This is a genomic window from Actinomycetospora termitidis, assembly GCF_030286555.1.
GTDB lineage: Bacteria > Actinomycetota > Actinomycetes > Mycobacteriales > Pseudonocardiaceae > Actinomycetospora > Actinomycetospora termitidis.
The window spans coordinates 329059-354527 of sequence record NZ_JASVWF010000003.1 but is presented as its reverse complement, the minus strand read 5'-3'; the positions used below and the strand labels follow the sequence as shown (position 1 = coordinate 354527).

25 protein-coding genes and 3 pseudogenes are annotated in these 25469 nt (G+C 74.0%); 24 read left to right on the top strand and 4 right to left on the bottom strand.

Annotated features, from left to right (window positions below; all coding sequences use genetic code 11):
* Positions 1 to 31: 31 nt before the first annotated feature.
* The 10 genes and pseudogenes from QRT03_RS15105 (at position 32) to QRT03_RS15070 (ending at position 8048) form a co-directional block, all read left to right on the top strand.
* The gene (locus QRT03_RS15105) at positions 32 to 961 is read left to right on the top strand and encodes an o-succinylbenzoate synthase (RefSeq protein WP_425604856.1); all 930 of its coding nucleotides are present in this window, start codon (positions 32 to 34) and stop codon (positions 959 to 961) included.
* Positions 962 to 1082: 121 nt separating this feature from the next.
* Entirely contained in the window at positions 1083 to 1967 is an 885-nt protein-coding gene (locus tag QRT03_RS15100; RefSeq protein ID WP_286053725.1) for a TIGR02569 family protein, read from the top strand.
* Between the two features lie 141 nt (positions 1968 to 2108).
* Positions 2109 to 3497: a nitrate/nitrite transporter gene (locus QRT03_RS15095; RefSeq protein ID WP_286053724.1), complete on the top strand. Its 1389-nt coding sequence runs from the start codon at positions 2109 to 2111 to the stop codon at positions 3495 to 3497.
* 19 nt (positions 3498 to 3516) lie between these two features.
* Positions 3517 to 4959 (top strand): annotated as a pseudogene (locus QRT03_RS32195) (FAD-dependent oxidoreductase); the annotation flags it as partial.
* A 177-nt stretch (positions 4960 to 5136) separates the two neighbouring features.
* Positions 5137 to 5349: pseudogene (locus QRT03_RS32190) on the top strand (hypothetical protein); the annotation flags it as partial.
* Positions 5350 to 5367: 18 nt separating this feature from the next.
* Positions 5368 to 5438 (top strand): annotated as a pseudogene (locus tag QRT03_RS15090).
* 10 nt (positions 5439 to 5448) lie between these two features.
* Positions 5449 to 6144, top strand: a complete 696-nt coding sequence (locus tag QRT03_RS15085; RefSeq protein ID WP_286054375.1) for a nitrite reductase large subunit NirB family protein — start codon at positions 5449 to 5451, stop codon at positions 6142 to 6144.
* Positions 6145 to 6167: 23 nt separating this feature from the next.
* Complete coding sequence (gene nirD / locus QRT03_RS15080) at positions 6168 to 6569, top strand: nitrite reductase small subunit NirD (protein ID WP_286053723.1); 402 nt, start codon at positions 6168 to 6170, stop codon at positions 6567 to 6569.
* Positions 6562 to 7383 carry a uroporphyrinogen-III synthase gene (locus QRT03_RS15075; RefSeq protein ID WP_286053722.1) on the top strand — a complete coding sequence of 274 codons (822 nt, stop codon included), beginning with the start codon at positions 6562 to 6564 and terminating at the stop codon, positions 7381 to 7383. The genes nirD and QRT03_RS15075 overlap by 8 nt, the downstream gene beginning before the upstream one ends.
* The gene (locus tag QRT03_RS15070) at positions 7380 to 8048 is read left to right on the top strand and encodes a sirohydrochlorin chelatase (RefSeq protein ID WP_286053721.1); all 669 of its coding nucleotides are present in this window, start codon (positions 7380 to 7382) and stop codon (positions 8046 to 8048) included. Before QRT03_RS15075 ends, QRT03_RS15070 begins: the two co-directional genes overlap by 4 nt.
* 11 nt (positions 8049 to 8059) lie before the next feature.
* Here QRT03_RS15070 and QRT03_RS15065 read toward each other — a convergent pair whose 3' ends face one another.
* Positions 8060 to 8467, bottom strand: a complete 408-nt coding sequence (locus QRT03_RS15065; RefSeq protein WP_286053720.1) for a DUF5313 family protein — start codon at positions 8465 to 8467, stop codon at positions 8060 to 8062.
* 36 nt (positions 8468 to 8503) lie between these two features.
* Here QRT03_RS15065 and QRT03_RS15060 point away from each other — a divergent pair, with 36 nt between their 5' ends.
* Complete coding sequence (locus QRT03_RS15060) at positions 8504 to 8953, top strand: MarR family winged helix-turn-helix transcriptional regulator (protein WP_286053719.1); 450 nt, start codon at positions 8504 to 8506, stop codon at positions 8951 to 8953.
* Here QRT03_RS15060 and QRT03_RS15055 read toward each other — a convergent pair whose 3' ends face one another.
* Entirely contained in the window at positions 8954 to 9799 is an 846-nt protein-coding gene (locus QRT03_RS15055; protein WP_286053717.1) for a LysR substrate-binding domain-containing protein, read from the bottom strand.
* Between the two features lie 58 nt (positions 9800 to 9857).
* On the opposite strand from QRT03_RS15055, the gene QRT03_RS15050 reads away from it, so the two are divergent.
* From QRT03_RS15050 to QRT03_RS15035, 4 genes are all read left to right on the top strand, one after another.
* On the top strand, positions 9858 to 10247 hold the full coding sequence (locus QRT03_RS15050; RefSeq protein ID WP_286053716.1) for a Rieske (2Fe-2S) protein: 390 nt from the start codon (positions 9858 to 9860) through the stop codon (positions 10245 to 10247).
* Complete coding sequence (locus QRT03_RS15045; RefSeq protein ID WP_286053715.1) at positions 10234 to 10518, top strand: hypothetical protein; 285 nt, start codon at positions 10234 to 10236, stop codon at positions 10516 to 10518. The genes QRT03_RS15050 and QRT03_RS15045 overlap by 14 nt, the downstream gene beginning before the upstream one ends.
* Entirely contained in the window at positions 10515 to 11720 is a 1206-nt protein-coding gene (locus QRT03_RS15040; RefSeq protein ID WP_286053714.1) for an amidohydrolase family protein, read from the top strand. Before QRT03_RS15045 ends, QRT03_RS15040 begins: the two co-directional genes overlap by 4 nt.
* Before the next feature lie 259 nt (positions 11721 to 11979).
* A complete protein-coding gene (locus QRT03_RS15035; protein WP_286053713.1) occupies positions 11980 to 12351 on the top strand; it encodes a cupin domain-containing protein in 372 nt (123 codons plus the stop codon).
* Here the strand turns inward: QRT03_RS15035 and hrpB are convergent.
* Complete coding sequence (hrpB, locus tag QRT03_RS15030) at positions 12348 to 14876, bottom strand: ATP-dependent helicase HrpB (RefSeq protein WP_286053712.1); 2529 nt, start codon at positions 14874 to 14876, stop codon at positions 12348 to 12350. The genes QRT03_RS15035 and hrpB overlap by 4 nt on opposite strands.
* A gap of 379 nt (positions 14877 to 15255) precedes the next feature.
* Complete coding sequence (locus tag QRT03_RS15025; RefSeq protein ID WP_286053711.1) at positions 15256 to 16605, bottom strand: MSMEG_0569 family flavin-dependent oxidoreductase; 1350 nt, start codon at positions 16603 to 16605, stop codon at positions 15256 to 15258.
* A 262-nt stretch (positions 16606 to 16867) separates the two neighbouring features.
* Between QRT03_RS15025 and QRT03_RS15020 the strand changes: the two genes are divergently transcribed.
* The 9 genes from QRT03_RS15020 to QRT03_RS14980 all read left to right on the top strand — a co-directional run bounded on the left by QRT03_RS15020 (position 16868) and on the right by QRT03_RS14980 (position 25468).
* The gene (locus QRT03_RS15020) at positions 16868 to 17386 is read left to right on the top strand and encodes an MSMEG_0572/Sll0783 family nitrogen starvation response protein (protein WP_169182070.1); all 519 of its coding nucleotides are present in this window, start codon (positions 16868 to 16870) and stop codon (positions 17384 to 17386) included.
* A gap of 126 nt (positions 17387 to 17512) precedes the next feature.
* Positions 17513 to 18586: an MSMEG_0568 family radical SAM protein gene (locus tag QRT03_RS15015; RefSeq protein ID WP_286053710.1), complete on the top strand. Its 1074-nt coding sequence runs from the start codon at positions 17513 to 17515 to the stop codon at positions 18584 to 18586.
* A gap of 1 nt (position 18587) precedes the next feature.
* Positions 18588 to 20099 (top strand): MSMEG_0567/sll0787 family protein, encoded by a 1512-nt coding sequence (locus tag QRT03_RS15010; protein WP_286053709.1) that lies wholly within the window; start codon positions 18588 to 18590, stop codon positions 20097 to 20099.
* The gene (locus tag QRT03_RS15005; protein WP_286053708.1) at positions 20096 to 20938 is read left to right on the top strand and encodes a carbon-nitrogen hydrolase family protein; all 843 of its coding nucleotides are present in this window, start codon (positions 20096 to 20098) and stop codon (positions 20936 to 20938) included. The genes QRT03_RS15010 and QRT03_RS15005 overlap by 4 nt, the downstream gene beginning before the upstream one ends.
* Positions 20939 to 20948: 10 nt before the next feature.
* The gene (locus tag QRT03_RS15000) at positions 20949 to 21785 is read left to right on the top strand and encodes a carbon-nitrogen hydrolase family protein (protein ID WP_286053707.1); all 837 of its coding nucleotides are present in this window, start codon (positions 20949 to 20951) and stop codon (positions 21783 to 21785) included.
* Complete coding sequence (locus QRT03_RS14995) at positions 21782 to 22852, top strand: MSMEG_0565 family glycosyltransferase (RefSeq protein WP_286053706.1); 1071 nt, start codon at positions 21782 to 21784, stop codon at positions 22850 to 22852. The genes QRT03_RS15000 and QRT03_RS14995 overlap by 4 nt, the downstream gene beginning before the upstream one ends.
* Positions 22853 to 22945: 93 nt before the next feature.
* Positions 22946 to 23476, top strand: a complete 531-nt coding sequence (locus QRT03_RS14990; protein WP_286053705.1) for a hypothetical protein — start codon at positions 22946 to 22948, stop codon at positions 23474 to 23476.
* 9 nt (positions 23477 to 23485) lie between these two features.
* A complete protein-coding gene (locus QRT03_RS14985) occupies positions 23486 to 24208 on the top strand; it encodes a mycothiol-dependent nitroreductase Rv2466c family protein (RefSeq protein ID WP_286053704.1) in 723 nt (240 codons plus the stop codon).
* 54 nt (positions 24209 to 24262) lie between these two features.
* Positions 24263 to 25468: an MFS transporter gene (locus tag QRT03_RS14980; RefSeq protein ID WP_286053703.1), complete on the top strand. Its 1206-nt coding sequence runs from the start codon at positions 24263 to 24265 to the stop codon at positions 25466 to 25468.
* The last annotated feature ends 1 nt before the right edge of the window (position 25469 follow it).

Below are 25469 nucleotides of genomic sequence, written 5' to 3'. Positions count from 1 at the left end.
CGTGCTCCGGGCCGTACCCGTGGCCCTGCCGATGCGGGTCCGGTTCCGCGGCATCACGACGCGCGAGACGCTCCTGCTGCAGGGTCCCGACGGCGGGTGGGGCGAGTTCTGCCCGTTCGTCGAGTACGACGACGACGAGGCCGTGCCCTGGTTGGCGTGCGCGCTGGAGTCCGCGCTCGGCCCGGCGTGGCCCGCGCCGCGGCGGACGAGCGTGCCGGTCAACGCGACCGTCCCCGCCGTCGGGCCGGAGCAGGCGCACACCATCGTCACCGCCTCGGGCGCGCGGACCGCGAAGGTCAAGGTCGCCGAGGCCGGGCAGTCCGCCGCCGACGACCTCGCCCGGGTCGAGGCCGTCCGCTCCGCCCTGGGCCCGGGCGGGCGTGTGCGGGTCGACGCCAACGGCGGGTGGGCCGTGGACGACGCGGTGGCGGCGATCCGGGGCCTGGATCGTGCCGCGGGCGGGCTGGAGTACGTCGAGCAGCCGTGCCGCACCGTCGAGGAGCTGGCCGCGGTGCGGCGTCGGGTCGACGTCCCGGTCGCCGCGGACGAATCGATCCGGCGGGCCTCCGACCCGATGCGGGTCGTCGAGGCGGACGCCGCGGACGTCGCCGTCGTCAAGGTCGCACCGCTGGGCGGGGTGGCCGCCTCGCTGCGGATCGCGGAGGCGATCGGGCTGCCGTGCGTGGTGTCGTCGGCCGTGGAGAGCTCGGTCGGGCTCGCCGCCGGCCTCGCGCTCGCCGGCGCCCTGCCGGAGCTGCCGTACGCGTGCGGCCTGGGCACCACGAGCCTGCTGGCGCAGGACACGGTCCTCGACTCCCTCGTGCCTGCCGGCGGGGAGCTGCCGGTCCTGCCGGACGCGCCCGGACCCGCCGTCGGGAACCTCCCGGCGATGTCCCCGGACCGGGCCACGTGGTGGCTCGACCGGGTGGCCCGGGTGCTACGCATGGTCCCGGGGTCCTGAGCGGGGATCGGCGCTCCACCGGTGCGGACGGACACGCCGGTCCACGTGCCCCTGACTCGACCCGTGTCGGCGGTAGCGTGCGGAGCGTGACGGTCAGGCTCGGCGGGGCGACGGGGGAACGATGACCGCGGTGGCTCAGGACTCCTCCCAGGGCTCCTCCGACGACCCTGCCGCAGGGGAGCCCGAGGGCCCCCCGCTGCACGTCCGCACCGCCTTCGGCGTGCGGGACTCGGTGCCGCGCCCGCGTCCGCACCTGCCCGGGCCCGCGTGGAGCTGCGACGGCGTCCTGCTGCGGCCGGTGTCCGACACCGTGCTCGCCGCTTGGTCGGCGGCGACGCTCGAGGAGCTGGGCACCGACGGCGTCGACGGCGTGCGTCTCGCCCGGCCCGTGCGGGGCTCCGACGGGCGGCGCGTCGTCTCCGGCTGGGCCGCCTGCCACGACGTCGCCGGGGAGATCCGCCCGCGGCACGACGACGTGGTGGCGGTGTCGCTGCGGCTGCACCGGGCCACCGCGCGCCTGTCCCGGCCGCGCCTGGTCGACGACCGCGACGACATCCTCGCCCGCGCCGACCGCGCGGCGTTCGGCGAGAAGAAGGCGTCCCTGGACGCCGAGACCGGCGGTGACCTCTTCGCCGAGCTGGCTCGACGACGGGTCGCGACGACGCTGCCGAACCAGCTCGTGCACGGCGACCTGTTCGGCACGGTGCTCTTCGAGGGCCCGGGCGGGGCGGCGGACGCCGACCAGGGCCCACCCGCCGTCCTGGACCTCGTGCCGTTCTGGCGTCCGGCGGAGTGGGCCGCCGCGGTCGTCGTCGTGGACGCGCTGGCCTGGGGCGGGGCCGATTCCGGCATCGTCACGCGCTGGGCGCACCTGGAGGCGTGGCCGCAGATGCTGCTGCACGGCCTGCTCTTCCGCCTGGCCGTGCACGCCCAGCACCCGGCGTGCACGCGGGAGTCCCTGCGCGGCCTCGAGCACGCCGCCCGCGTGGTCACCGAACTGCTCTGAGGGAACCGTGACGGCCCGCCCTCGTTCCGTCGTTCCCCGGAAACACACCGTCATCGGAGTGTAACGGCCGCTTCCTAGCGTCGGCCGCCGAACGGGGCGCCCACCGCGTCGCGCCCCCGGCGAGGACGAGAGGCGGACGGCATGACGGTGGCGACACCACGGTCCGAGGGACTGCTGCGGGGCCGGTGGATCGACGACTGGCGGCCCGAGGACGAGTCGTTCTGGCGGGGCGGCGGCAAGAAGGTCGCGAACCGGAACCTGTGGTTCTCGGTGTTCTCCGAGCACATCGGGTTCTCGATCTGGTCGCTGTTCGCGGTGCTCGTGCTGTTCATGCCCGAGCAGACCTACCACATCGACACGGCGGGCAAGTTCTTCCTCGTGTCGATGCCGACGCTGGTCGGCTCGGTGCTGCGGCTGCCCTACACGCTGGCGGTCGCGGTGTTCGGCGGGCGGAACTGGACGGTCATCAGCGCCGCTCTGCTGCTGGTCCCGACGGTGCTGCTGGCCTTCTTCATGCAGCCGGGGACGAGCTACACCACGTTCATGGTGATCGCCGCGATCGCCGGCGTCGGTGGCGGCAACTTCGCCTCGTCGATGACGAACATCAACGCGTTCTTCCCCGAGAAGGAGAAGGGCAAGGCCCTCGGGCTGAACGCCGGGGGCGGCAACCTCGGGGTCGCGGTCATCCAGCTGGTCGGCCTGCTGATCATCGCGACGGCGGGGACCGGGGCGCCGCGCATCCTGCTCGCCATCTACATCCCGCTGATCGTGCTGGCCCTGGTCGGCTCGGTCTTCTTCATGGACAACCTGACCTCGGTGCGCAACGACACCGGGGCGTTGAAGGAGGCCTGCTCCGAGGCGCAGACCTGGATCATCTCCTTCCTCTACATCGGCACCTTCGGCTCGTTCATCGGCTACAGCTTCGCGTTCGGACTCGTCCTGCAGAACCAGTTCGGCCGCACCCCGCTGCAGGCCGCGACGCTGACGTTCATCGGGCCGCTGCTCGGGTCGCTGATCCGCCCGGTGGGCGGCGCGCTCTCCGACCGGATCGGCGGCGTACGCGTGACGTTCTGGAACTTCGTCGCGATGGCCGTGGCTGCCCTGATCTGCATCTGGGCCTCCGCGATCGACTCGCTGCCGATCTTCGTCATCGGCTTCGTGCTGCTGTTCATCACCTCGGGCATCGGCAACGGCTCGGTGTACAAGATGATCCCGGCGATCTTCCGGACGAAGGCCCTGGCGTCGTCGGAGACGCGCGGCTGGGACCAGGAGGCCGCGCTGCTGTGGGCGCGCCGGATCTCCGGTGCCGTGATCGGCATCGCGGGCGCCATCGGCGCCTTCGGCGGCCTGCTGATCAACCTCGCGTTCCGCCAGTCGTTCCTGACGACGACGTCCGGCTCGCCGGCGTTCTGGGCGTTCCTCGCCTTCTACGCCGTCTGCTTCGTCGTGACCTACCTCGTCTACATGCGCACGCCGAAGGCGGCGACCGACCCCACGACGGGCTCGAAGGTCTCGTACGCGTCCGTGTGAGCACAGGTGAGTAGTTGTTGTGGTCATAGCCGCAACAACTGCTCACCTGCGACCGGAGGGAGCACAACACATCGTGAAGACCGTCGTCGTCGTCGGCCACGGGATGGTGGGACACCGCTTCGTCGAGGGCCTGCGGCGCCGGGACACCGGGGACGCCTGGCGGGTCGTGGTGCTGGCGCAGGAGAACCGGCCCGCCTACGACCGGGTCGCGCTGTCGTCCTACGTCGGGGACGCCTCCGCGGAGGACCTCACGCTCGACGGGCACGACCCGCTGGTCGAGCTGCACCTGGACGAACCCGTCGTCGGGATCGACCTCGCCGGGCGCACGGTGCGCACCGGGAAGGGTCGCGACGTCGCCTACGACGAGCTGGTCCTCGCCACCGGCAGCGTGCCCTTCGTGCCGCCCGTCCCGGGCCGCGACCAGGACGGCGTGTTCGTCTACCGCACCCTCGACGACCTGGACGGGCTGCGTGCGGCCGCCGAGGAGGCGACCGCCCATGCCGGGGCGGGGCGCCGCGCGGGCGTCGTCGTCGGGGGCGGGCTGCTCGGGCTGGAGGCCGCGAACGCGCTGCGGCAGCTGGGCCTGTCGCCGCACGTGGTGGAGATGGCGCCGCGGCTGATGCCGGTGCAGGTCGACGAGGGCGGCGGCGCGCTGCTGGCGCGGCTGGTGTCCGAGCTCGGCCTGCGGGTGCACACCGGCGTCTCCACGAGCTCCATCGCCCGGGACCACCGTGGCGGGCTCACGGTCACGCTCTCCGACGGCACGGAGCTGGACGCGTCCGTCGTCGTGTTCTCCGCCGGCATCCGGCCCGCCGACGCACTGGCCCGCGAGGTCGGACTGGAGGTCGGCGAGCGCGGCGGCGTCCTGGTCGACGAGCGCTGCCGCACGTACGCGGAGCACGTCTGGGCGATCGGCGAGGTGGCCGCCGTGAAGGGCCGCACCTACGGCCTCGTGGCCCCGGGCTACGCGATGGCCGAGGTCGTGGCGGAGCGCCTGACCGGCGGCGAGGGCCGCTTCACCGAGGCCGACCTGTCGACGAAGCTCAAGCTGCTCGGCGTCGACGTCGCCTCGTTCGGGGACGCCCACGCCACGACCCCCGGCGCCCTCGAGGTGACGCTGAACGACCCGGTCGCCGGGACCTACTCCAAGCTCGTCGTCAGCGACGACGCGCAGACGCTGCTCGGCGGCGTCCTGGTCGGCGACGCCTCGGACTACGAGACGCTGCGCGGGTTCCTGGGCGCGACGCTCCCGGGGGATCCGATGTCGCTGATCGCGCCGTCAAGTGGCGAGGCCGTCGGCTTCGAGGCCCTTCCCGACGGTGCCCAGATCTGCTCGTGCAACGCGGTCACCAAGGGTGCGCTGGTGGAGGCGATCAGCTCCGGCGAGGCCACGACGGTGCCGCAGCTCAAGGCGTGCACCCGGGCCGGGACGACCTGCGGCTCGTGCGTGCCGACGCTCGCGAAGGTGCTGACGAGCTGCGGGGTCGAGGTCTCGAAGGCGCTGTGCGAGCACTTCGTGCAGTCCCGCGCGGAGCTCTACGAGATCGTCATGGTGACCGGCCTGACGACGTTCTCCGCGATCGTCGAGCAGTACGGCACCGGCCGCGGGTGCGACGTCTGCAAGCCGGCGGTCGCCTCCATGCTCGCGACGCTGGCGGGCGGGCACGTGCTCGACGGCGAGTCCGCGGCCCTGCAGGACACCAACGACCACTTCCTCGCGAACCTGCAGCGCAACGGCACCTACTCCGTGGTGCCGCGCCTGCCCGGCGGGGAGGTGACGGGCGAGGGGCTGATCGCGATCGGCTCGGTCGCGAAGGACTTCGGCCTCTACACCAAGATCACCGGCGGACAGCGCATCGACATGTTCGGCGCGCGCGTCGAGCAGCTGCCGGCCATCTGGAAGCGGCTGGTGGACGCCGGGTTCGAGTCCGGCCACGCGTACGGGAAGTCGCTGCGGACGGTGAAGTCGTGCGTCGGCACCGACTGGTGCCGCTACGGCGTGCAGGACTCCGTTGGGCTCGCGGTCGCGCTGGAGCTGCGCTACCGGGGGCTGCGCTCACCGCACAAGCTGAAGTCCGGGGTGTCGGGCTGCGCCCGCGAGTGCGCCGAGGCGCGGTCCAAGGACTTCGGGATCATCGCCACCGAGACCGGCTGGAACCTCTACCTCGGCGGCAACGGCGGGTTCACCCCGCGGCACGCCGAGCTGATCGCCTCGGACCTGGACACCACGACGCTCGTCCGCACGATCGACCGGTTCCTCATGTTCTACGTCCGGACCGCCGACCGGCTGCAGCGGACCGCGCCGTGGATCGAGTCGCTCGAGGGCGGGATCGACCACCTCCGCGACGTGATCATGTCCGACTCGCTCGGGATCTGCGCCTCGCTCGACGAGCAGATGGCCCGGCACGTCGCGGGCTACGCCGACGAGTGGGCCGCGGTGCTGGACGACCCGGACAAGCTCGAGCGGTTCACCTCGTTCGTCAACGCCCCGGGCGTGCCGGACCCGACGATCGAGTTCGTCGACCACCTCGGCCGCCGCGTCCCCGCCGGGATGAAGGACGGCCAGCCGACGGACCTGGCCGCGCTGGGCCTCGGCGGGGTCCCGATCACCGACGGAGCCCGGATACCGATGGGAGCCCCGGCATGAGTCATACCGATGGGAGCCCCGGCATGAGTCTCGACGTCGTCGCCCAGCCTGCGAAGGACCCGCAGCCGAAACCGGTGGACCCGCCCGACCCGGCGTCGGGAACGGGATGGACGGAGGTGTGTCCGCTCGACCGGCTCCAGCCGGAGCGTGGGGTGTGCGCGCTGGTCGACGGCGAGCCCGTCGCGGTCTTCCGCACCCACGACGACCGGCTGTTCGCGCTCCACAACGTGGACCCGTTCTCGAACGCCTCGGTGCTCTCGCGCGGCATCGTCGGGGACCTCGGCGGCACCCCCGTCGTCGCGTCGCCGCTGTACAAGCAGCACTTCTCGTTGGAGTCCGGGACGGCGCTGGAGGATTCGGACGTCGTGGTCGCGACCTATCCTGTGCGGGTGGTGAACGGGACGGTGGAGGTCGGGCGTGGCTGACGGGCCGCTGGCGGGCGTGCGCGTCGGCGTGACGGCGGACCGCCGCGCCGACGACCAGATCGAGCTCCTGCACCGACGCGGCGCCACGACGGTGCACGGCCCGACGATGCGGATCGTGCCGCTGGCCGACGACACCGACCTCGCCGCGGTGACCCGGGGCCTGCTCGACGCACCGCCCGACGTCGTCGTCGCCACCACCGGCCAGGGTTTCCGCGGGTGGCTCGAGGTCGCCGACGAGTGGGGCCTGGGGGAGCGGCTGCGGTCCGTGCTCGGGACGGCGGAGGTCCTCGCGCGGGGCCCGAAGGCGCGGGGCGCGATCCGCGGGTCGGGGCTGCGCGAGGCGTGGTCCGCGGACGAGACGGAGTCCTCGCCGGAGGTCCTGGAGCACCTCCTCGCGCAGGGGGTGTCCGGGCGCCGGATCGCGGTGCAGCTGCACGGCGATCCCATGACCTCGTTCCTGACGGCGTTGCGCGAGGCGGGCGCGGACGTCGTCGAGGTGCACGTCTACCGGTGGGAGCCGCCGTCGGACCTGCCCGCCGTGGACTCGTTGATCGCGGCGATCGTGGGCCACGAGGTGGACGCGGTGACGTTCACGTCGGCGCCGGCGGTCGAGGGGCTGGTGCACCGGGCGGAGGCGGTCGGTCGTCGGGACGAGCTCCTGTCGGCGTTCCGCGGCGACGTGCTCGCGTGTGCGGTGGGCCCCGTGACGGCGGCCCCGTTGGACCGGCTCGACGTCCCGTCGATCGCTCCGGAGCGCTTCCGGCTCGGCGCGATGGTGCGGCGGTTGGAGGAGCACGTGGCGGCGTCTTCGTGACCCTGGTCGTGCTCGCGCACGGCACGAACGACCCGGCCGGGCGGGCGACGTGGGGCGCGTTGCTGACACGGGTGCGCTCGCTGCTGCCGGACGTGGACGTGCGCCTGGCCTGGGCTGGCGTGGCACGCCCCCAGCTCGCGGACCTGCTGCCGAAGGTCCCGGACGGGCCGGTGGTCGTCGTGCCGGCGTTCCTCGCGTCGGGGTTCCACGTGCGGCGCGACGTGCCGGACCAGCTGGCGGCGCTGGGGCGCGACGACGTGCTGGTGACCGAGCCGCTCGGTCCGGACGCCGTGCTCGTCGATGCGGCGCTCTCTCGGCTGCGGGACGCGGGGTGGGCCGACGAGCGGGTCGTGCTGGCCGCGGCGGGATCCACGGACGCGGTGGCGCAGGCCGACCTGCGGGTGGCGGCCTCGCTGGCGCGGGACCGGGTCGGCGTCGAGGTCCCGGTCGGCTACGTGGCGGGTGGCGACCCGCGGTTGGCCGACGTCGTGGCGGCGCAGGACGGGCCGGTGGCGCTGCTGACGTGGCTGCTTGCGCCGGGGGTGTTCCACCGGTGGGCCACGGGCGCGGGGGCGGCGGTCGTCGCGGAGCCGTTGGGGGACCACCCGGCGGTCGCGTCGTTGGTCGCGGACCGGTACCGGGCGTCGGTGGCGCTGGCGGGCTGACGGGCCCGTCGTCAGGACCCGTCGTCGGGAACGCGGTAGCGGGCGGCGTACCGGGCGGCGGCCGCCTCGTCCTTCTCGCGGTCGCGTTCGGCGCGGGTCGCGACCCCGGTGCCCACCGGGAACCCGGCCTTGAGCAGCCGGTGCTCCGCGGTCTCGTGCACGTAGGCCACCGCGAAGATCATCCCCATGATGCCGCCGCCGAGCGCGCACATCACGCGCAGCCACAGCGGGCCCGGGACGAACACGATGATCGCGGCGGCGAAGGGCGCGATCTGCACGAGGATGCGGAGGATGTGGCGGAGCCACCAGGTGCGGCAGGTGGTGTCGTGCAGCACCCACCCGGAGAACCGCTCGGGCAGGCCGCCGCCGTAGGCGTACCAGAGCCACCACAGAGGACCGGGCCGCCGAACACTTTGCACACCAACAGTATGCACACCACGTGTAAGGTTCGGGGTGTGACGGCCGCCCCGGACGAGATCGACCCCCTCGCCCTCGAGAACCAGGTCTGCTTCGCGCTGGCGGTCGCCGCGCGGTCGGTGATCGCGCTCTACCGGCCCCTGCTCGAGCCGATGGGTCTCACGCACCCGCAGTACCTGGTGATGCTCGCGCTGTGGGGCGACGAGCCGTTGTCGGTGACCGCGCTGTCGGGGAAGCTCGCCCTGGACCCGGGCACGCTGTCGCCCCTGCTCAAGCGGCTCGAGGGCCAGGGCTACCTGGAACGACGGCGGGTCCCGGGCGACGAGCGCACGCTTGCCGTCACGCTGACCGCGGCCGGGCGGGCGCTGCGGGCGGAGGCCGAGCGCATCCCGCCGGCGATCGTCGAGCGGCTCGGGATGCCGGTCGAGGAATTGATGCGACTGCACGGGGACCTGACGGCGGTCATCGCCGCGGCGCAGGAGCCGTGATCACGGGCGAGCGTCGAGCATCGCCTGCACGACCGGGCTCCGCGTGACCGCCCGCGACCACGCGGCCACCACCGGCAACGGCTCGGCGGGCAGCGGGACCCGCGCGACCCTGACGTCGTGGTCGGGGACGGCCTGCGCCAGCACCGACCAGCCCAGGCCCAGCCCGACGAGGGCCCGCACCATCTCCGTCGAGCGGGTGCGGTGCTCGATCCGCGGCGTGACGCCGAGCTCGCGGCAGACGGCGAGCGCGTGGTCCGACGACGGCGGGAGGTCGAGCAGCACCATGGGCTCGTCGGCGACCGCGTGCAGGTCGGTGGCCGGGTGGTCGCGCGCGACGAGCAGGTAGGGCACGTTCGCGGCCACGCGCTCGGTCTCCAGGTCGGCGGAGAGGCCGTGGTCGTAGAGCACGGCGAGATCGAGCTCGCCGTCGAGCAGGCGGCGTTGCAGGTGGTCCTGGTCGTCCTCGACGAATTCCACGCGCGTGTCCGGGTGCCGCCGGTGCACCGCGGCGATCCACGGGGCGAGGACGACGGGCGCGAGGGTCGGGTAGCAGCCGACGGACACGACGCCGGACGCCCCGCCGAGGCTCGTGGCCAGCTCGCCGGCGTCCCGGAGCAGGCGGCGGCCGCGGGTCACGGCCGCGCGGCCGGCCGGGGTCAGGCGCACCCCGTGGGCCCGGCGGCGCAGGGTCAGCTGCACCCCGAGGGCGCGTTCGAGCTCGTCGAGGGCGACCGAGATCGCGGACGGCGAGACGTGCAGCGTCGCGGCGGCCGCGGCGAGCGTGCCGTGCTCCGCGACGGCGACCAGGTAGGAGACCTGCCGCAGCGTAAAGTTCGATGAACTCACGAAGCACCGTAACATCGTGAAATTTACAGATGCGGTGGCGGCGGGGACGCTGACTGCTATGACCACCACCACATCGACGCCGCGCGCCGTGGACGTCGCCGCGGCCGGGGACGTGCCCGAGCGGGGCCGCCTCGTCGTCGAGATCGACGGCACGACCACCGTCGGCATCTTCCGCTTCGGCGGCCGGCTGTACGCCTGGGAGAACCGCTGCGCGCACCAGGGCGGGCCGGCCTGCCAGGGACGGATCATCAGCCGGGTCCGCGAGCGGCTCGACGAGGGCAAGCGGAGCCTCGGCCTGCGCTTCGACGAGGACACGATGCACGTCGTGTGCCCGTGGCACGGCTACGAGTACGACGTGACGACGGGTCGGCACCCGGGGGTGCCGGGGGCGTCGCTGCGGTCGTTCCCGGTGGTCGAGGAGGAGGGCCGGATCCGTGTCACGGTCTGAGCGCATCGCCGCGCTGGTGGCCGAACTGGACGCCGAGGTCGCGGCGGGTCTGGACGACGGGGCCCTCGCGAAGCTCCCACCCGACACGGCGCGCGCGCTGGTCGGTGTCGCCGGCCGCTGCTGGGCCGTCGCCGCGGAGGAGGGGTACGACCCGCCGTCCGGAACGGACCTCACACCGACCGACGCGGTGGCGCTGGCGACGGCCGCGCTGCGCAGCAACGACCTGAACCCGTTCGACCTCGCCCTGTGGTTCTCGAGGAGCTCGTCATGACCTCTGTCCGACGCCTGCCCACGCAGGAGATCACCACCGCCACCGACACCCGCGAGATCCTGGCCAACGCGCGTCGGGACACCGAGTTCTACGGCCTGGACGACTACTTCATCGTCGACGTCGACTCCCACCACGTGGAGCTGGACTCGTGGCCGGAGATCCTGGGCTACCTCGACAGCCCCGTCATGCGGGACACCGCCTCGCAGATGATGCGGAACTGGCCGCAGGCCTCGCACCTGGCGCTGCACAACCACCCGCCCGGCCTGACGATGCAGGACGTCTCGGGACGGATCCCGCACCAGGCGTCGCTGGGGGAGTCGACGCCCGACGTCGGGTCCGGTGCCGAGCGCGACGTGACGCTCGTGCGCCGGGCGATGGACGCGATGTCGATCGACGTCCAGGTGGTGTTCCCGCAGCCGATGCTGGAGACGGGGCTGCACCCGCAGCCGGAGGTCGCGACGGCGCTGCTGCAGGCCTACAACCGCTGGTTCACCGCCGAGGTGCTGCCGCGCGAGCCGCGGATCCGCACGATGCTGGGGCTGCCGTTCGAGAACCCAGACGCGTGCCTGGCGACGATCGAGGAGTTCGCGGACACCCCCGGCGTCATCGGGTTCCTCGTGACGTCGCAGCGGCACGCGGGGGTGCACCGCAATGCGTACATGCCGGTGTACCGGGAGCTGGAGCGGCGCGGGCTGCCGATCGGGTTCCACGCCGGGCCGAACCAGGCCGACACGATGACGTCGACGATGAACCGGTTCCTCTCGGCCCACGCCATGAGCTTCGTGACCTGCAACATGACGCACATGACGAACTGGGTCGTCAACGGCATCCCGGAGCGCTTCCCGGGGCTGCGGACGATCTGGATCGAGAGCGGCCTCGCGTGGCTGCCGTTCATGATGCAGCGGCTCGACCACGAGTACTCGATGCGCCAGTCGGACGCCCCGCTGCTCACGCGGCCGCCGTCGCACTACATCCGCGAGATGTACTACACCTCGCAGCCGATGGAGTGGACCGACGACAAGTTGCTGGCCGCCACGCTCGAGGCGATCGACGCGGAGAACACGCTGATGTACTCGAGCGACTGGCCGCACTGGGACTTCGACGTGCCGGGCCGGATCGCGGCGCTGCCGTTCGTCTCCGAGCACGGCAAGCGCAACATCCTGGGCGAGACGGCGCGGAAGGTGTTCTCGCTGGGTGGGTAGGTCGAGCGGCTGCTCCGGCGCGGCGTTGCGTGGCGCACACGGCCGGGTCCGGTCGAGTTGGTCCGGCCGGGCGTTGCGCGGCGCACACGGCTGGCTCGGGTCGAGCCCGTCCGGCGCGGCGTTGCGTGGCGCAACGCTCTCCGGGGGCAGGGTCAAGCGCCCCGGCCGTGTGCGTCTCGCAACGCCTGCCGCGGACTCCACGAACTCCGCTGCCCGTGTGCGTCCCGCACACGCCGGCACGACCGGGTAGTCCGTGCCCATGAGCTGGTTCGTACGCGCGCCCGGCGCCGGGGACACCTACGACTTCGACGGCGCCACGTTCACCGTGAAGGCGACCGGCGAGGACACGGAGGGACGGGTGTCGGTGATGGAGCAGGCCGCGCCGGTCGGGCTCGTCGTCGCCCCGCACACCCATGAGGGCGAGGACGAGATGTTCCACGTCCTCGCGGGGCGGGTCGGCGGCCGCTGCGGCGACGACGAGTTCACCGCGGACACCGGCGGCTTCATCTTCCTGCCCCGCGACGTCGAGCACTCGCTGTGGGTGCTCGGCGACGAGCCGGTGCGGATGCTGACGATCTGCGGCCCGGCGAGGTTCGACCGACTCGTGCGCGACCAGGGGACCCGCCGCTAGGCCCGCGGGTCCTCCGGCCACGCGTGCTTCGGGTAGCGGCCCCGCAGGTCGGCGCGAACCTGGCGGTAGCCCTCGCCCCAGAACGACGCCAGGTCCGCCGTCACCGCCGCGGGTCGGCCGGCGGGCGAGAGCAGGTGCACGACGACGGGGACCCCGGCCAGGACCGGCGCGTGCTCCCAGCCGAACGCGTGCTGGAGCTTCAGCGCGACGGTCGGCTGGTCGGGTTCGGTGTAGTCGACCCGGACCCGCCGTCCGGCAGGGGTGGTGACGTGGGTCGGGGCGAGTTCGTCGAGCCGGCCGGCCTCCTGCCAGGGGAGCAGGGCCGTGAGGTGCGGCGTCGTCCGGCCGAGGTCCGCGCGGCGGCGGACGCGGGAGAGGTCGAGCCACTCGTCGGTCCGCGCGAGCAGGGACGCATCGTCGACGGCGGGCCACGGCTCGCCGCGCGCGGCGTGGAGGAAGGCGAGACGTCGGCGCAGGGACGTGGCCTCGTCGGTCCACCGGAGGAGGTCGGGTCCTTCCTCCTGCAGACCCGTCCGAACGGCGGCCGCGACGGCTTCCCGGCTCGGGCTCGTCAGGGGTCGCCGGGCGAGGACGATCGCGCCGAGTCGTTCGCGGCGCTCCGCGACGACGTCTCCGTCCTCCCAGGCGACCACCTCGTCGTCGGCGTGGAGGTGGGCGGCGGCCCAGCGGGCGAGAGCGTCGTCGACGGGCACGGCGAGGCGCACCTTCGCGACCCGGTCGCCCGGCCCCCGGACGGCGTCCGCGACGACGATCCACTCCTGGCCGCGCAGCCGCGAACCGGCGGCGAGCTCGACACCGGTGCCACCCGTCGTCAGGAACTCGCGGGCGTCCTGGCCACGGGCACGGGCGATGCGGTCGGGGTAGGCGAGGGCGACGACGGCCGCAGGCGCCTCGGTCTCGCCGAGAGGTACATCAGGCACCTCGCGCCCGCCGTCAGCGTGCCTGGTGTGCCTCTCGCGAATGGGGCGGGCGGAGCCGGATCGGTCGATCTCGCCGAGAGGTACATCAGGCACCTCGTGGGCGCCCTCGGCGTGCCTGGTGTGCCTCTCGCTGAGCGTCGGGCGGAGGCGGCGGACCTCCGCGCGCCAGCGGGCGTCGTCGCGGGAGCGCACGGTGCGGAGGCGCTCGGCGAGGTCGTCGGAATCGCCCGGGACCTCGGCGGCCAGCAACGCCACGACCTCGACCGCCGTCCTCTCGCCCACGGCTGCTGCCCCGTCGAGCAGAGCCCGCCCGAGCCGCGGGTGGACGCCGGCCGTGGCGACGGCCCGCCCGCGGTCGGTGATCCCACCGTCGTCGACCAGACCCAACCCGTGCAGCAGCCCCCGGGCCGTGGCGAACGCCGTCGTGGGCGGCGGGTCCGGGAGGGCGAGCCCGCTCCCGTCCGGCGTGCCCCAGCGGGCGAGCTGGAGCGCGAAGCCGGCGAGGTCGGCCTGGGCGAGTTCCGGGGCGTCGTCGCGGTCGCGGTGGGCGTGCTCGGCCTCCGACCAGCATCGATAGACCACACCGGGTGCCTCCCGACCCGCGCGACCGGCCCGCTGGGTCGCCGACGACTGCGACGCGAGGACCGTCACGAGCGCGTCCAGGCCGCGCGCGTGGTCGGTCCACGGGCGGCGGGAGAGCCCGGCGTCGACGACGACCCGCACCCCGGGCACCGTCAGGCTGGTCTCGGCGATGGCGGTGGCGAGCACGACCCTGCGGTGTGACGCCCCGGCCAGCACCGCGTCCTGGTGGGCGGCGTCCAGCCCGCCGTGCAGGGTCAGCACCTCGGCGTCGACGCCGCCGATCCGCCGCGCCACCTCGTCGATCTCGCGGCGCCCGGGCAGGAACACGAGGACGTCCCCGTCGGCCTCGGTCAGCGCCCGCCTCGTCGTCGCGCCGACGTGGTCGAGCAGCGCCGGCTCGACCCGCATGCCGCGGGGCGGCGGCACCGGCCTCGCGGGCGGGCTCCACACGACGTCCACGGGGTGCAGCGGGTCCGGTGCGGTGACGACGGGACCGTCGAGCAGGGTGGCGAGGCGGTCGGAGGCCGCGGTGGCGGAGGTCGCGAGCAGCCGCAGGTCCGGGCGCAGGACACGGGCGTCGACGGCGAAGGCGAGCGCCAGGTCGGTGTCGAGGTGGCGCTCGTGGCACTCGTCGAGGATCACCGCGTCGACCCCGCCGAGCTCCGGGTCGCGCTGCAGCCGCGCGACGAGCAGACCCGTCGTCACGACCTCGACGCGGGACCCCGGCTTCCGCTCCCCGCGGATGGCGTAGCCGACCCGCTCGCCGACGCGTTCCCCCACCAACGACGCCATCCGTGCTGCCGCCGCCCGCACCGCGACCCGTCGTGGCTCGGCGACGAGCACCCGGCCCTCGACCTCGCCGGCCAGGGCGAGCGGCACGAGTGTCGTCTTGCCCGTGCCCGGAGGTGCGATCAGGACCGCCGTCCCGTGCTCGGCGAGCGCGGCGCCGAGCGACGGCAGCGCTGCCCGCACCGGCAGGTCGAGCCGGACTTCGTCGATCACGCCCGCCGGTCTACCAGCCGGCACCGATCAACGAGCACCCTCGGCGGTCGGATCGGTCGCCGAGAGCCGGGAGTGCTCGATGATCACGGCGCAGGCCCCCGCACCCGCGGCGCGGCCGGCAGCAGCTCGCGGCACTCGGCGTCGCGCACCGAGACGGGGCCAGCAGCCGGATCGTCACCGCGTCATCGTGCCCGCGCGCCGATGGACCGACCCGCCGTCAGGAACCCGCCGTCAGGAACCCGAGCGAAGGGCCCCCTCGGTCGGTCTATCCGACCGAAGGTGCCCTTCGCTCATCCCGGGGCCGGCAGTCGTCTCCTGGTGAAGGGCGCCCTTCGGCGGTCTATTCGACCGAAGGTGCCCTTCGCTCGGAACGAGGCGATCAGGAACCCAGGGCCAGCACGTTGCAGACGTCGCCGCGGCCGCCGGAGGAGGTGAGCCCGCGCTGCGAGCGGATGCGCTCGGCGAGGTACCGGGCGTCGTCGCCGACCCCGGAGAACCGGCCCGAGCCCCAGGTCCACTGCCAGGGCAGACCCAGGAAGTACAGGCCAGGGGCCGAGGTGACACCGCGAGAGTGGCCGGGGGTGCCGCGGCCGGAGAACACCGGCACGTCGATCCACGAGAAGTCCTGCCGGAACCCGATGCACCACACGACGCTCGTGATGCCGGAGGAGGCGAGGTCCAACGACGTCGGGTCCTCCGCCGGCGCCCACACCGGGGTGTAGCGGTCCTCCACCGGGGCGTCGATCTGCTTCGCGGCGATGTGCTTGTCGATGGTGTCCTTGATCGACTCCGAGACCTCGTCGGCGTGGTCGAGGCTCGCGGTGAGGTCGGGCGCGAAGTGCAGGACGCCGTCGCGGTGGTCGGTCATCAGGCCGTAGAGCTTCATCCCGTCGCGAGCGTGGGCGCGGAGGTCGATGTCGCGTCCACCGTCGCGGCCGGTCACGTAGTGGTTGGCCTGCGCGCGCACCGCCTCGCGGCGGGGGTGCTCGGTGACCGGCATCTTGTAGTAGCCGAGGTCGTCGAGCCAGTCGGTGACGTCGCGGCCGCGGTAGAAGCGGGCCACGCGCGGGGCGTTCCCGACGACGAGGTGCACCTGCCGGCCCTCGAGGTGCAGGTCCTCGGCGATCTGCGCGCCGGACTGCCCGGACCCCACGACGAGCACCTCCCCGGGCGGGAGCTGCGAGCCGTTCTTGTAGTGCTCGGACTGGACCTGTGTGATCCCCGCGGGCAGCGGCGAGGACAGCGGCGGGGTGATCGGGGTGTGGTAGCCGCCGGTCGCGATGACGACCTGGTCGGCGGTCAGCCGGCCCGCCGTCGTCTCCAGGACGTAGGTGCCGTGGTCGTCGCGGGAGACCCGGGTGACCCCGACGCCCTCGACCAGGGGCGGGTCGATGAACGCCCGGTAGGCCTCGAGGTAGTCGATGATCTCGGTGCGGACCATGAACCCGTGCGGGTCGGTGCCGCCGTAGCCGCCCTCCCCGTAGGGGAAGTCCGGCAGCTTGCACTGCCAGTTCGGCGTGACCAGGCAGAAGGTGTCCCACCGGTAGGTCTTCCAGGAGTGCCCGACCTCGTTGCGCTCGAGGACGAGGTGCTCCACGCCCGCGCGCTGCAGGCAGCGGCTCATCGACAGCCCGGCCTGCCCGCCGCCGACGACCACGACGGGTCGGTGGACCCCGTCCAGCTCGGACGGGGTGCCGTTCCGGATACCGCGCAGGGGCGTGACGGTCATGACCGGTCGTTCCTCTCAGCAGGTGCGGATGCTGCCGAGCAGAGTCGGGAGGAATCGTTTCCGAATGGTTGCCGTCGGACTGCCGCGACATTGCCGAATGTTTCGAAACCCGCCGGTCACGGAGGCCGAATTCGGTCACGGGCCCGTAGTCACGTGGAAACACTTCCGTCATGGACCGTTGTTTGGCTCTGTCACCACGAGGCCGGGTCCGGATCGACCCGCCCGCCCCAGCATCCTCCACCGCCTGCGATCAAGGAGCGCCATGACCACGGCCGAACTGTCCGACGTCGAGCAGAAGAGCCTCGAGGAGATCCCGCACCCCTCCCTGCCCGAGGGGTCCAGCATCTACGGCGGCACCAAGGTCTTCCCCGACCTGCAGGCCGAGAACGGCGAGACCTACTTCACCCTCGTGCACGGCATCGCGCACGAGTCCTCGGTCAGCTTCGTCGCGGTCCTGCAGGCCACGCGCGCCCTGCGCAAGGGCTTCGAGACCGCGATCTACTTCTACGGCCCCGGCTCGCTGAACTGCCTGGCCACCCGCGGCTTCCCGACGACGGGCAGCTCGGCCTTCCCCGGCGAGCACAACATCAACGACCAGCTCAAGACCTTCATGGCCGAGGGCGGCAAGGCGTACTGCTGCCGCTTCGGGCTGTCGCTGCACGGGGCCCGCGAGGAGGACCTGATCGAGGGCGTCATCCCGACGCACCCGCTCGACGTCCAGGACGCGCTCATCTACTACGCACGCAAGGGCGCGATCATCAACTCGACCTACCAGCTGTGAGCACAGGTGAGCACTAGATGTGGCTATAGCCGCATCTAGTGCTCACCTGCGACCCCGTCGCACATGAGAGGTCCCGCGTTGTCCGCTCCCGCCGAATCCCGTTCCGGTCTCGACGTCCGTTCCGAAGTGGCCGTCCGCGGTGTCGCGGTCGATCTCGGCGCCACCATCCCGCTGCGCCGCCCGGGCGGCGCGGGGCCCTCCGACGACGGGCACCTGCTCGTCGACGGGCTCAAGACCACCCTCCCGATCAACCCCGCGAGCCCCTTCCGCCTGCGCGACGGCCGGCTCGTGCGGACCGGTCCCGACGGCGGCGTCACCGACCTCGGCGTCGACGTCGACACCGTCGCCCGCCCCGCCTTCTACGACCTGACGACCGCCGACGGCGTGCGCTACGAGCAGGTCGCGCGGCTGCACGGGAACGACGTGCTCGCGACGACGGTCGTGCAGACCTGCGTGCGCTACGGCACCGACGACGACGCAGCCGACCGCTGTCGCTTCTGCGCCATCGAGCAGTCGCTGCGCAGCGGGGCCACCACCGCGGTGAAGACGCCCGCCCAGCTCGCCGAGGTCGCCGAGGCCGCGGTCCGGCTCGACGGCGTCAGGCAGATGGTCATGACGACGGGCACGTCGAACGGCCGCGACCGCGGAGCGCGCCACCTGGCCCGCTGCACCGCGGCGGTCCGCGCGGCCGTGCCCGACCTGCCGGTCCAGGTGCAGTGCGAACCCCCGGCGCCGGACGACCTCGCCGCCCTGCAGGCGCTCAAGGACGCCGGTGCGGACGCGATCGGCATCCACGTCGAGTCCCTCGACGACGCCGTGCGCCGCCGGTGGATGCCGGGCAAGGCCACCGTCCCGCTGTCCCAGTACTGGACCGCGTGGCGCGAGAGCGTGCGCCTGTTCGGCCGCAACGCGGTCTCGACCTACCTCATCGTCGGGCTCGGCGAGGACCCCGACGAGCTGGTTGCGGGCGCCGCCGAGCTGATCGACGCGGGGGTCTACCCCTTCGTCGTCCCCTACCGCCCGATCCCGGGCACGCTGGCCTTCGCCGACGGCGACCCGGCGCCCGACCCCGCCCTGCTCGCCGACGTCACCGCCCGGGTGGCCGCGCTCCTGCGCGCCGCCGGGATGCGGGGCGCCGACCAGGCCGCCGGGTGCGCCGCCTGCGGTGCGTGCAGCGCCCTGTCCGCGGCGGGAGGCTGACATGACGCGGTCCCTGCCGCCCCTCGTGGTGCCCCAGCCCGCCGGACTCCGGTCGACCCTGGGCCTCGCGGAGGAGATCCTCGGGGGTCTCGCCCGCCGGCCCGCGCCGCGGGAGGTCACGATCGGCGAGGCCTCCGCCGCGGACGCCGCGCACTCGGACGTCATCGCCCACCGCGCCCTGCGTCGGGCCGTGTTCGTCGAGGAGCAGGGGCTGTTCGGCGGGCGCCGCACCGACCTCGACGACACCGACGCCGACCCCCGCGCGATCGTGCTGCTGGCCCGCGACGCCGACGGCGAGCCGCTCGGTGGGGTCCGCCTCGGCCCCGCCGTCCCCGGCGAACCGGACCTCGGCTGGTGGACCGGCAGCCGCCTCGCCGTCAGCGTCGGCGGCCGCCGCCGCGCCGGCGTGCGGGTGGGCGCCGCCCTGATCCGCGCCGCCGTCGCCCGGGCGGAGGCCGCGGGCGTGCTGCGCTTCGAGGCCGACGTCCAGGCCGCGAACGGCCCGCTGTTCACCCGGCTCGGCTGGGAGACCGTGCGGGCGGTGACGGTGCCGGGCGCGCCCGACGTCCCACACCTGCGGATGCGTCGACCCATGGACCGCGTCCAGCGCCTCGTCGACGCCACCAAGGCCCCGCTCGGCGACCTGGTCGCGGGGATGGCGCCGGCCGGCTTCGTCGGGGACGACGGGGCGCCGGTGCCCGGCAGCGACGTCGTCGCCGCCTGCGACGCGATCCTGCCCGCGATGGTCGAGCGTGACCCGGAGTGGGCCGGCTGGTGCGGCGTGCTGGTCAACGTCAACGACCTCGCGGCCATGGGTGCGCGTCCGGTCGGGCTCCTGGACGCCGTCGGGGGCCGGGACGCCGCGGCCGTCGGACGCGTGCTGCACGGACTCCGGGCGGCCGCTGCGGCCTACGGCGTCCCGGTCCTCGGCGGCCACACGACCGTCGACGTCCCCGCCTCGCTCGCCGTCACCGCGCTCGGCAGCACGCCGACACCGGTCCCCGCCGGCGGCGGGCGCGTCGGCCATCGCGTGCGGCTCACCGCCGACCTCGACGGGGCCTGGCGCCCCGGCTACACCGGCCGCCAGTTCGACACGACGTCCCGACGCCGCCCGGAGGACCTCCGCGCGATGGTCGGCGCGATCGGCCCCGACGCCGCGTACCGCCCGGCGTCCGCGAAGGACGTCAGCATGGCCGGCCTCGTCGGGACCCTCGGGATGCTCGCCGAGGCGAGCGGCACCGGCGCCGTCCTCGACGTCGCGGCCGTGCCCCGCCCGGACGGGGTCGGCGTGGCCGACTGGGTCACCTGCTTCCCGGGCTTCGCCCTGCTCACCACCGACGAGCCGGGAGCCCCGCTCCCGGCCGCCGGACCCGCCGTCGGGAACGAGTGCGGGGAACTGACCGACACCGCCGGAGTGGCCCTGCGCTGGCCGGACGGGGAGACGACGACCGCCGTCGCCGGCCCCGTCACCGGCCTGGGACCCGCCACCGCCCCCGAGAGGACCGACCGATGACCATCACCTTCGCCGCTGCCGCCGAGGGCTTCGTGCGCGACCTCGACGAGGACTTCCGGCGCGTCGAGAAGCTCGTGGCGCAGGCACGGGAGGCCGGGGCCGGGCTGCTCGCGCTGCCCGAGGCCGCCCTCGGGGGCTACCTGTCCTCCCTGCACGGCGACCACGACGACGAGCCGCCGCAGCTCGACGGCGACGGCCCGGAGATCGCGCGGCTGATCGACCTGGCCGGGGACATGGTCGTCACGGCCGGGTACTGCGAGCGTGGGGACGCGGCGTCGGGCGGGCGGCCCTACAACAGCTGCGTCGCCGTGACCGGCGACGGCGTCCTCGGCCGGCACCGCAAGGTCCACCAGCCGCTGAACGAGAACAACTCCTACGCCGCGGGGGACCGGTTCGCCGCGTTCGACTCCCCGGTCGGGCGGATGGGGATGATGATCTGTTACGACAAGGCGTTCCCGGAGGCCGCCCGGGCACTGGCCGACGACGGGGCGCGGGTCGTGGTGTGCATGTCGGCGTGGCCGGCCTCGCGGACCAACCAGGCGCCCGTGCTCGCCGACGACCGCTGGACCCGGCGCTTCGACCTGTTCGACCGCGCCCGCGCGCTGGAGAACCAGATCGTCTGGGTCTCGGCCAACCAGGCCGGGGAGTACGGCAGCATGCGGCTGGTGGCCAGCGCCAAGGTCGTGGACCCGGGCGGCGAGGTGCTCGCGACGACCGGGACCGAGGCCGGGCTCGCGGTCGCGTCGATCGACGTCGACGAGGCGGTGGACTCCGCCCGCCGCTTCATGGGCCACCTGCGCGACCGGCGGCAGGCGAGCTACGCCGCCGTCCCGGCCTAGAGCCGTCGCGATGACCCCGCCCCTCCGCATCGCCGCCGCGGCGGCCCACTTCACCCGCGACCTGGACTTCGACCTGGAGCGGATCGGCGTCGTGATCTCCCACGCCCGCGACGCCGGGGTGAAGCTGCTGGCCCTTCCCGACGGTGCCCTGGGCGGGTACCTGACCGACCTGCGCCCGGACGACCTCGACGCCGTCGACCTCCCGCCCGCCCTGGAGCCCAACGGCGACGCGGTCCGGTCGGTGATCTCGCTGGCCGAGGAGATGGTGGTCTGTCTCGGGTACTGCGAGAAGGGGCCGGGCGGGGAGCTCTACAACGCCGCGGTGGCGCTGTGCGGGGACGGCATCCTCGGCCGGCACCGGAAGGTCCACCACCCGGCGGGGGTGGCGAAGCTGTTCACGCCGGGGTGCGGGTTCACCGCGTTCGACACCCCGGTCGGGCGGCTCGGGATGCTGATCGACCACGACAAGACGTTCCCCGAGTCGGCCCGGGCGCTGGCCCTCGACGGGGCCACGACGATCGCGTGCCTCTCGGCCTGGCCGACCTCGCTGACCAACCGCGCGCCGCGCATGGCCCAGGACCGGCAGGCCCGGCTGTTCGACCTCTACGACCAGTCCCGCGCCGCCGAGAACCAGGTCCTGTGGCTCTCGGCGAACCAGAGCGGCCGCTCCGGGGCGCTGCACTTCCTGGGGCGGGCGAAGGTCGTGGGGCCGGGCGGGGAGATCCTGGCCCGCACCTGGTCCAAGGGCGGTCTCGCGGTCGCCGAGGTCGATCCGTCCGCGATGGTCGACGCGGCCCGCGCCGTGCTGCACCACCTGGAGGAGCGCCGGCCCGGGGCCTATTCGTGAGGATCCGGCTCTCCACCTACTCGACGAAGCCCCGCGGCGGGGTCGTGCACACGCTGGCGCTGGCCGAGGCTCTCGTGCGCGCCGGGCACGACGTCGAGGTGTGGGCGCTGGCCCGGGGCGGCGACTCGGCGTTCTTCCGCCCCGTCGGGGTGCCGATCCGGTTGGTCGAGGTGCCCGAGGTCGACGGCGAGTCGGTCGGCGACCGCATCCTGCGCTCGATCTCCCTGCTCGCCGCCGGCCTGGCGGACGCGGGCCCCTCCGACGTCCGCCACGCCCAGGACTGCCTCACCGCGAACGCCGAGGGCGCGGCGTGGGGCTACGCCGGCCTGGTGCGGACCGTCCACCACCTGGACCAGTTCACGACGCCGTCGCTGGTCGCCTGCCACGAGCGCGCCCTCGTCGAGCCGGCGCAGCTGCTGTGCGTGTCGGACGCCGTCGCCGCCGAGGTGACCGCGGGCTGGGGCCGGACCGCACCCGTCGTCGGGAACGGGGTGGACGCGGCGCGCTTCGCGGCGGCCGACGGGACGCCGTGGCGCGGGCGGTTCGGGCGCTACGTGCTGTCGGTCGGCGGGATCGAGCCGCGCAAGGGCACGCTCGACCTGGTGCGCGCGATGGCGCAGGTGGACGCCCCGCTGGTCGTCGCCGGGGGCGACACCCTCTTCGACTACCGGTCCTACCGGGACGAGGTGTTCGCGCTCGCGGACTCGCTGGGCGTCGAGCCGGTCGTCCTCGGACCCGTTCCCGACGACGAGCTCCCCGGGCTCGTGGCCGGTGCGTCCGCCTTCGCGTTCCCGTCGACCAAGGAAGGCTTCGGGCTCGCCGCGATGGAGGCGCTGGCGGCGGGCGTGCCCGTCGTCGCGCGGGACCTGCCGGTGCTCCGGGAGGTGTTCGCCGGCGCCGTGCGGTTCGCGGCGGACGCGGACGGGATCGCCGCCGAGCTGACCGCGGCGCTGGAGGGCGGCGACCCCGCCGACCCGGCCCGGACGGTCGTGGGTCGCGCGCTCGCGGGGTCGCACTCGTGGGACGAGGTAGCGCAGCGGCACCTGGCGGTGTACGGGTCTTCGTGAGTGTCAGCAGTGCGGCCATGCTGACACCGGACGTCATATTCGCCGCATCGTCGTGCGCGCCGCTAGCGTGTCCGCCGTCGAAGGGGGACGGCGGTGGTGCGGATCGGGCGGCAGCGGCTCGAGCTCGTCGCGTGGGGGCGGTTCGCCCTCGACGTCGAGGTGGCGGTGTACGGCACCGTGGTGCTGCTGACCGTGCTCGCCGTGGCGGAGGACGACGGGGTCGAGGACTTCGTCACGGCGGCCCAGGTCGTCGTCGGGCCACTCGTGGCGACGTTCGCGGCGCACCTGTTCGCCTCCGTCCTCGCCGCCGTGAACGAGGACCGGGCCCTGCCCTCGGGCCGGCGGTTCCGCTCGTTGACGGCGCACGCCGCCCAGTACCTGCTGCTCGCGGTCCCGCCGCTGATCGTGGTGGGCGTGTACGCGCTCGCGGGGATCGGCGGGCGGGAGGGGCCCACGGAGGCGCTCGACCTCGTCGGTGACCTCGGGCTGCTCCTGCTCGTCGTCCTCGGCGGCGTCGGCGGGTGGCGTGCGCTGCGGCGATGGTGGGCCGCCCTGCTCGGCGCCTCCGTCGCGTTCGTCATCGGCCTGATCGTGATCATCCTGCGGATCCTCATCGAGCACTAGCGTGGCGGCGTGGCCTCCACCGACGTCCGGTACTGGTTCGACCCGGTCTGCCCCTTCTGCTGGCTGACGAGCGGCTGGGTCCGCACCGTGGCCCGCCGTCGGGACCTGGCGGTCGAGTGGCGTTTCATCTCGCTGCGCCTGCTCAACGCCCACGTCGACTACGACGCGCAGTTCCCGCCCGAGTACGAGGCCGGGCACACGTTCGGCCTCCGGCTGCTGCGGGTGTGCGCGGCCACGCGCGAGGTGCACGGCAACGACGGCGTCGCCCGCCTCTACGAGGGGCTGGGCCGCGCGATCTTCGAGCAGGAGGCCGTGCCGGAGCGGGCGGGCGACACGGCCGGCCACGACGACTTCGTCGCGCCGATCCTCGCCGGCGTGGAACTCCCGCCGGAGCTCGCCACGGCCCTCGACGACGACGGGTACGACGCCACGATCCGGGCCGAGACCGACGAGGCGCTCGAGCTGGTGGGCCGCGACGTCGGCACCCCGATCATGCAGATCGCCCCGCCCGACGGGCTCGCGTTCTTCGGACCGGTCATCAGCCGCCGTCCCGACGAGGAGCAGGCCGAGGAGCTCTGGGACCACGTGGTCGGGCTCGCGAGCTTCCCCGGGTTCACCGAGCTCAAGCGCAGCCTGCGCGAGCGCCCGCAGCTCCCGTCGTTCGGGGTGGCGCCGGGGGAGGCCGGGCTGGTGGAGGACTGGCACGGAGGGAGCCGCCGCCAGCACCGGTGACGTGGCACGCGATCGCGCGCGACCGGTCGCGGCAGCTGCTTAGGGTGGCTCACGATGAGCGCCCAGGCGGAGGCCCCGCCCACCCACCTCGGCCGCCCCACGGTGCTGCTGCTGGCCGTCGTGTGCGGCGCGGCGGTGGCGAACATCTACTACGCCCAGCCGCTGCTCCCCGTCGTCGCGCAGGCCTTCGGGGTCGGCGAGGGCACGGCGGGCTACCTGGTGACGGCGTCGCAGATCGGCTACGCGCTGGCGCTCGCGTTCCTCGTGCCGGCGGGCGACATCCTGGAGCGCCGCGGCCTGGTCAGCGGCCTGCTCGCCGTGACCGGGGTCCTGCTGGTCGGCGCGGCGGCGGCACCGTCGCTCGGGGTGCTGCTGGCCGCCGTCGCGATCGTGGCGGTCACCTCGGCGGTGGCGCAGATCGTGGTGCCGATGGCGGCGTCGCTGGCCTCGGACGAGAACCGCGGGTCGGTGGTGGGCACCGTCATGAGCGGGCTGCTCGTCGGCATCCTGCTCGCGCGCACGGTCGCCGGACTGGTCGCCGAGGTCGGCGGCTGGCGGCTGGTGTTCGTGCTGGCGGCCGTGGTCATGGTGGTGCTCGCCGGGCTGGTGCGGCTCGCCCTGCCGAAGGTCCCGGTGGCGGCGAGCGCGCCGTACCCGTCGCTGCTGGCCTCGGTCGGGTCGATCGTTCGCCACGACGCCCTGGTCCGGCGGCGGATGCTGCTCGGCGCCGTCGGGTTCGGCTGCTTCACCATCCTCTGGACCTCGCTGTCGTTCCTGCTGGCCGCGCCGCCGTACTCGTACGGGTCCGGGGTGATCGGGCTGTTCGGGCTCGCTGGACTCGCCGGGGCACTCGCCGCGATCTGGGCCGGCCGGTTCGCCGACCGCGGGCACGGACGGCGGACCGTCACCGTCGGGCTGGTGCTGCTCCTCGCGAGCTGGGGGCTGCTGGCGCTCGGCGGGGGGTCGCTGGTCGCGCTGCTCGCCGGGATCGTCGTGCTCGACCTCGCCCAGCAGCTGCTCCAGATCAGCCACCAGCACGCCATCTACCACCGTCGCCCGAACGCGCGGAGCCGCGTGACCAGCGCGTTCCTGGTCTCCGCGTTCATCGGCGGCGGCATCGCGTCGGCGCTGACCTCCGGGCTGTACGCCACCGTGGGCTGGGCGGGGGTGTGCGCGCTCGGGGCGGTCGTGGCCCTGATCGGCGTGGCGACGTGGGCGCTCGAGCTGCTCCGCCCGGCGCCGGCGGAGCCGGTGGAGTGAG

Coding starts and splice junctions, on each gene's coding strand:
- QRT03_RS15105 (WP_425604856.1), top strand. CDS start 32: ATGCGGGTCCGGTTCCGCGGCATCACGACGCGCGAGACGCTCCTGCTG.
- QRT03_RS15100 (WP_286053725.1), top strand. CDS start 1,083: ATGACCGCGGTGGCTCAGGACTCCTCCCAGGGCTCCTCCGACGACCCT.
- QRT03_RS15095 (WP_286053724.1), top strand. CDS start 2,109: ATGACGGTGGCGACACCACGGTCCGAGGGACTGCTGCGGGGCCGGTGG.
- nirD (WP_286053723.1), top strand. CDS start 6,168: ATGAGTCTCGACGTCGTCGCCCAGCCTGCGAAGGACCCGCAGCCGAAA.
- QRT03_RS15050 (WP_286053716.1), top strand. CDS start 9,858: ATGACCACCACCACATCGACGCCGCGCGCCGTGGACGTCGCCGCGGCC.
- QRT03_RS15040 (WP_286053714.1), top strand. CDS start 10,515: ATGACCTCTGTCCGACGCCTGCCCACGCAGGAGATCACCACCGCCACC.
- QRT03_RS15035 (WP_286053713.1), top strand. CDS start 11,980: ATGAGCTGGTTCGTACGCGCGCCCGGCGCCGGGGACACCTACGACTTC.
- QRT03_RS15025 (WP_286053711.1), bottom strand. CDS start 16,605: ATGACCGTCACGCCCCTGCGCGGTATCCGGAACGGCACCCCGTCCGAG.
- QRT03_RS15020 (WP_169182070.1), top strand. CDS start 16,868: ATGACCACGGCCGAACTGTCCGACGTCGAGCAGAAGAGCCTCGAGGAG.
- QRT03_RS15010 (WP_286053709.1), top strand. CDS start 18,588: ATGACGCGGTCCCTGCCGCCCCTCGTGGTGCCCCAGCCCGCCGGACTC.
- QRT03_RS15005 (WP_286053708.1), top strand. CDS start 20,096: ATGACCATCACCTTCGCCGCTGCCGCCGAGGGCTTCGTGCGCGACCTC.
- QRT03_RS15000 (WP_286053707.1), top strand. CDS start 20,949: ATGACCCCGCCCCTCCGCATCGCCGCCGCGGCGGCCCACTTCACCCGC.
- QRT03_RS14980 (WP_286053703.1), top strand. CDS start 24,263: ATGAGCGCCCAGGCGGAGGCCCCGCCCACCCACCTCGGCCGCCCCACG.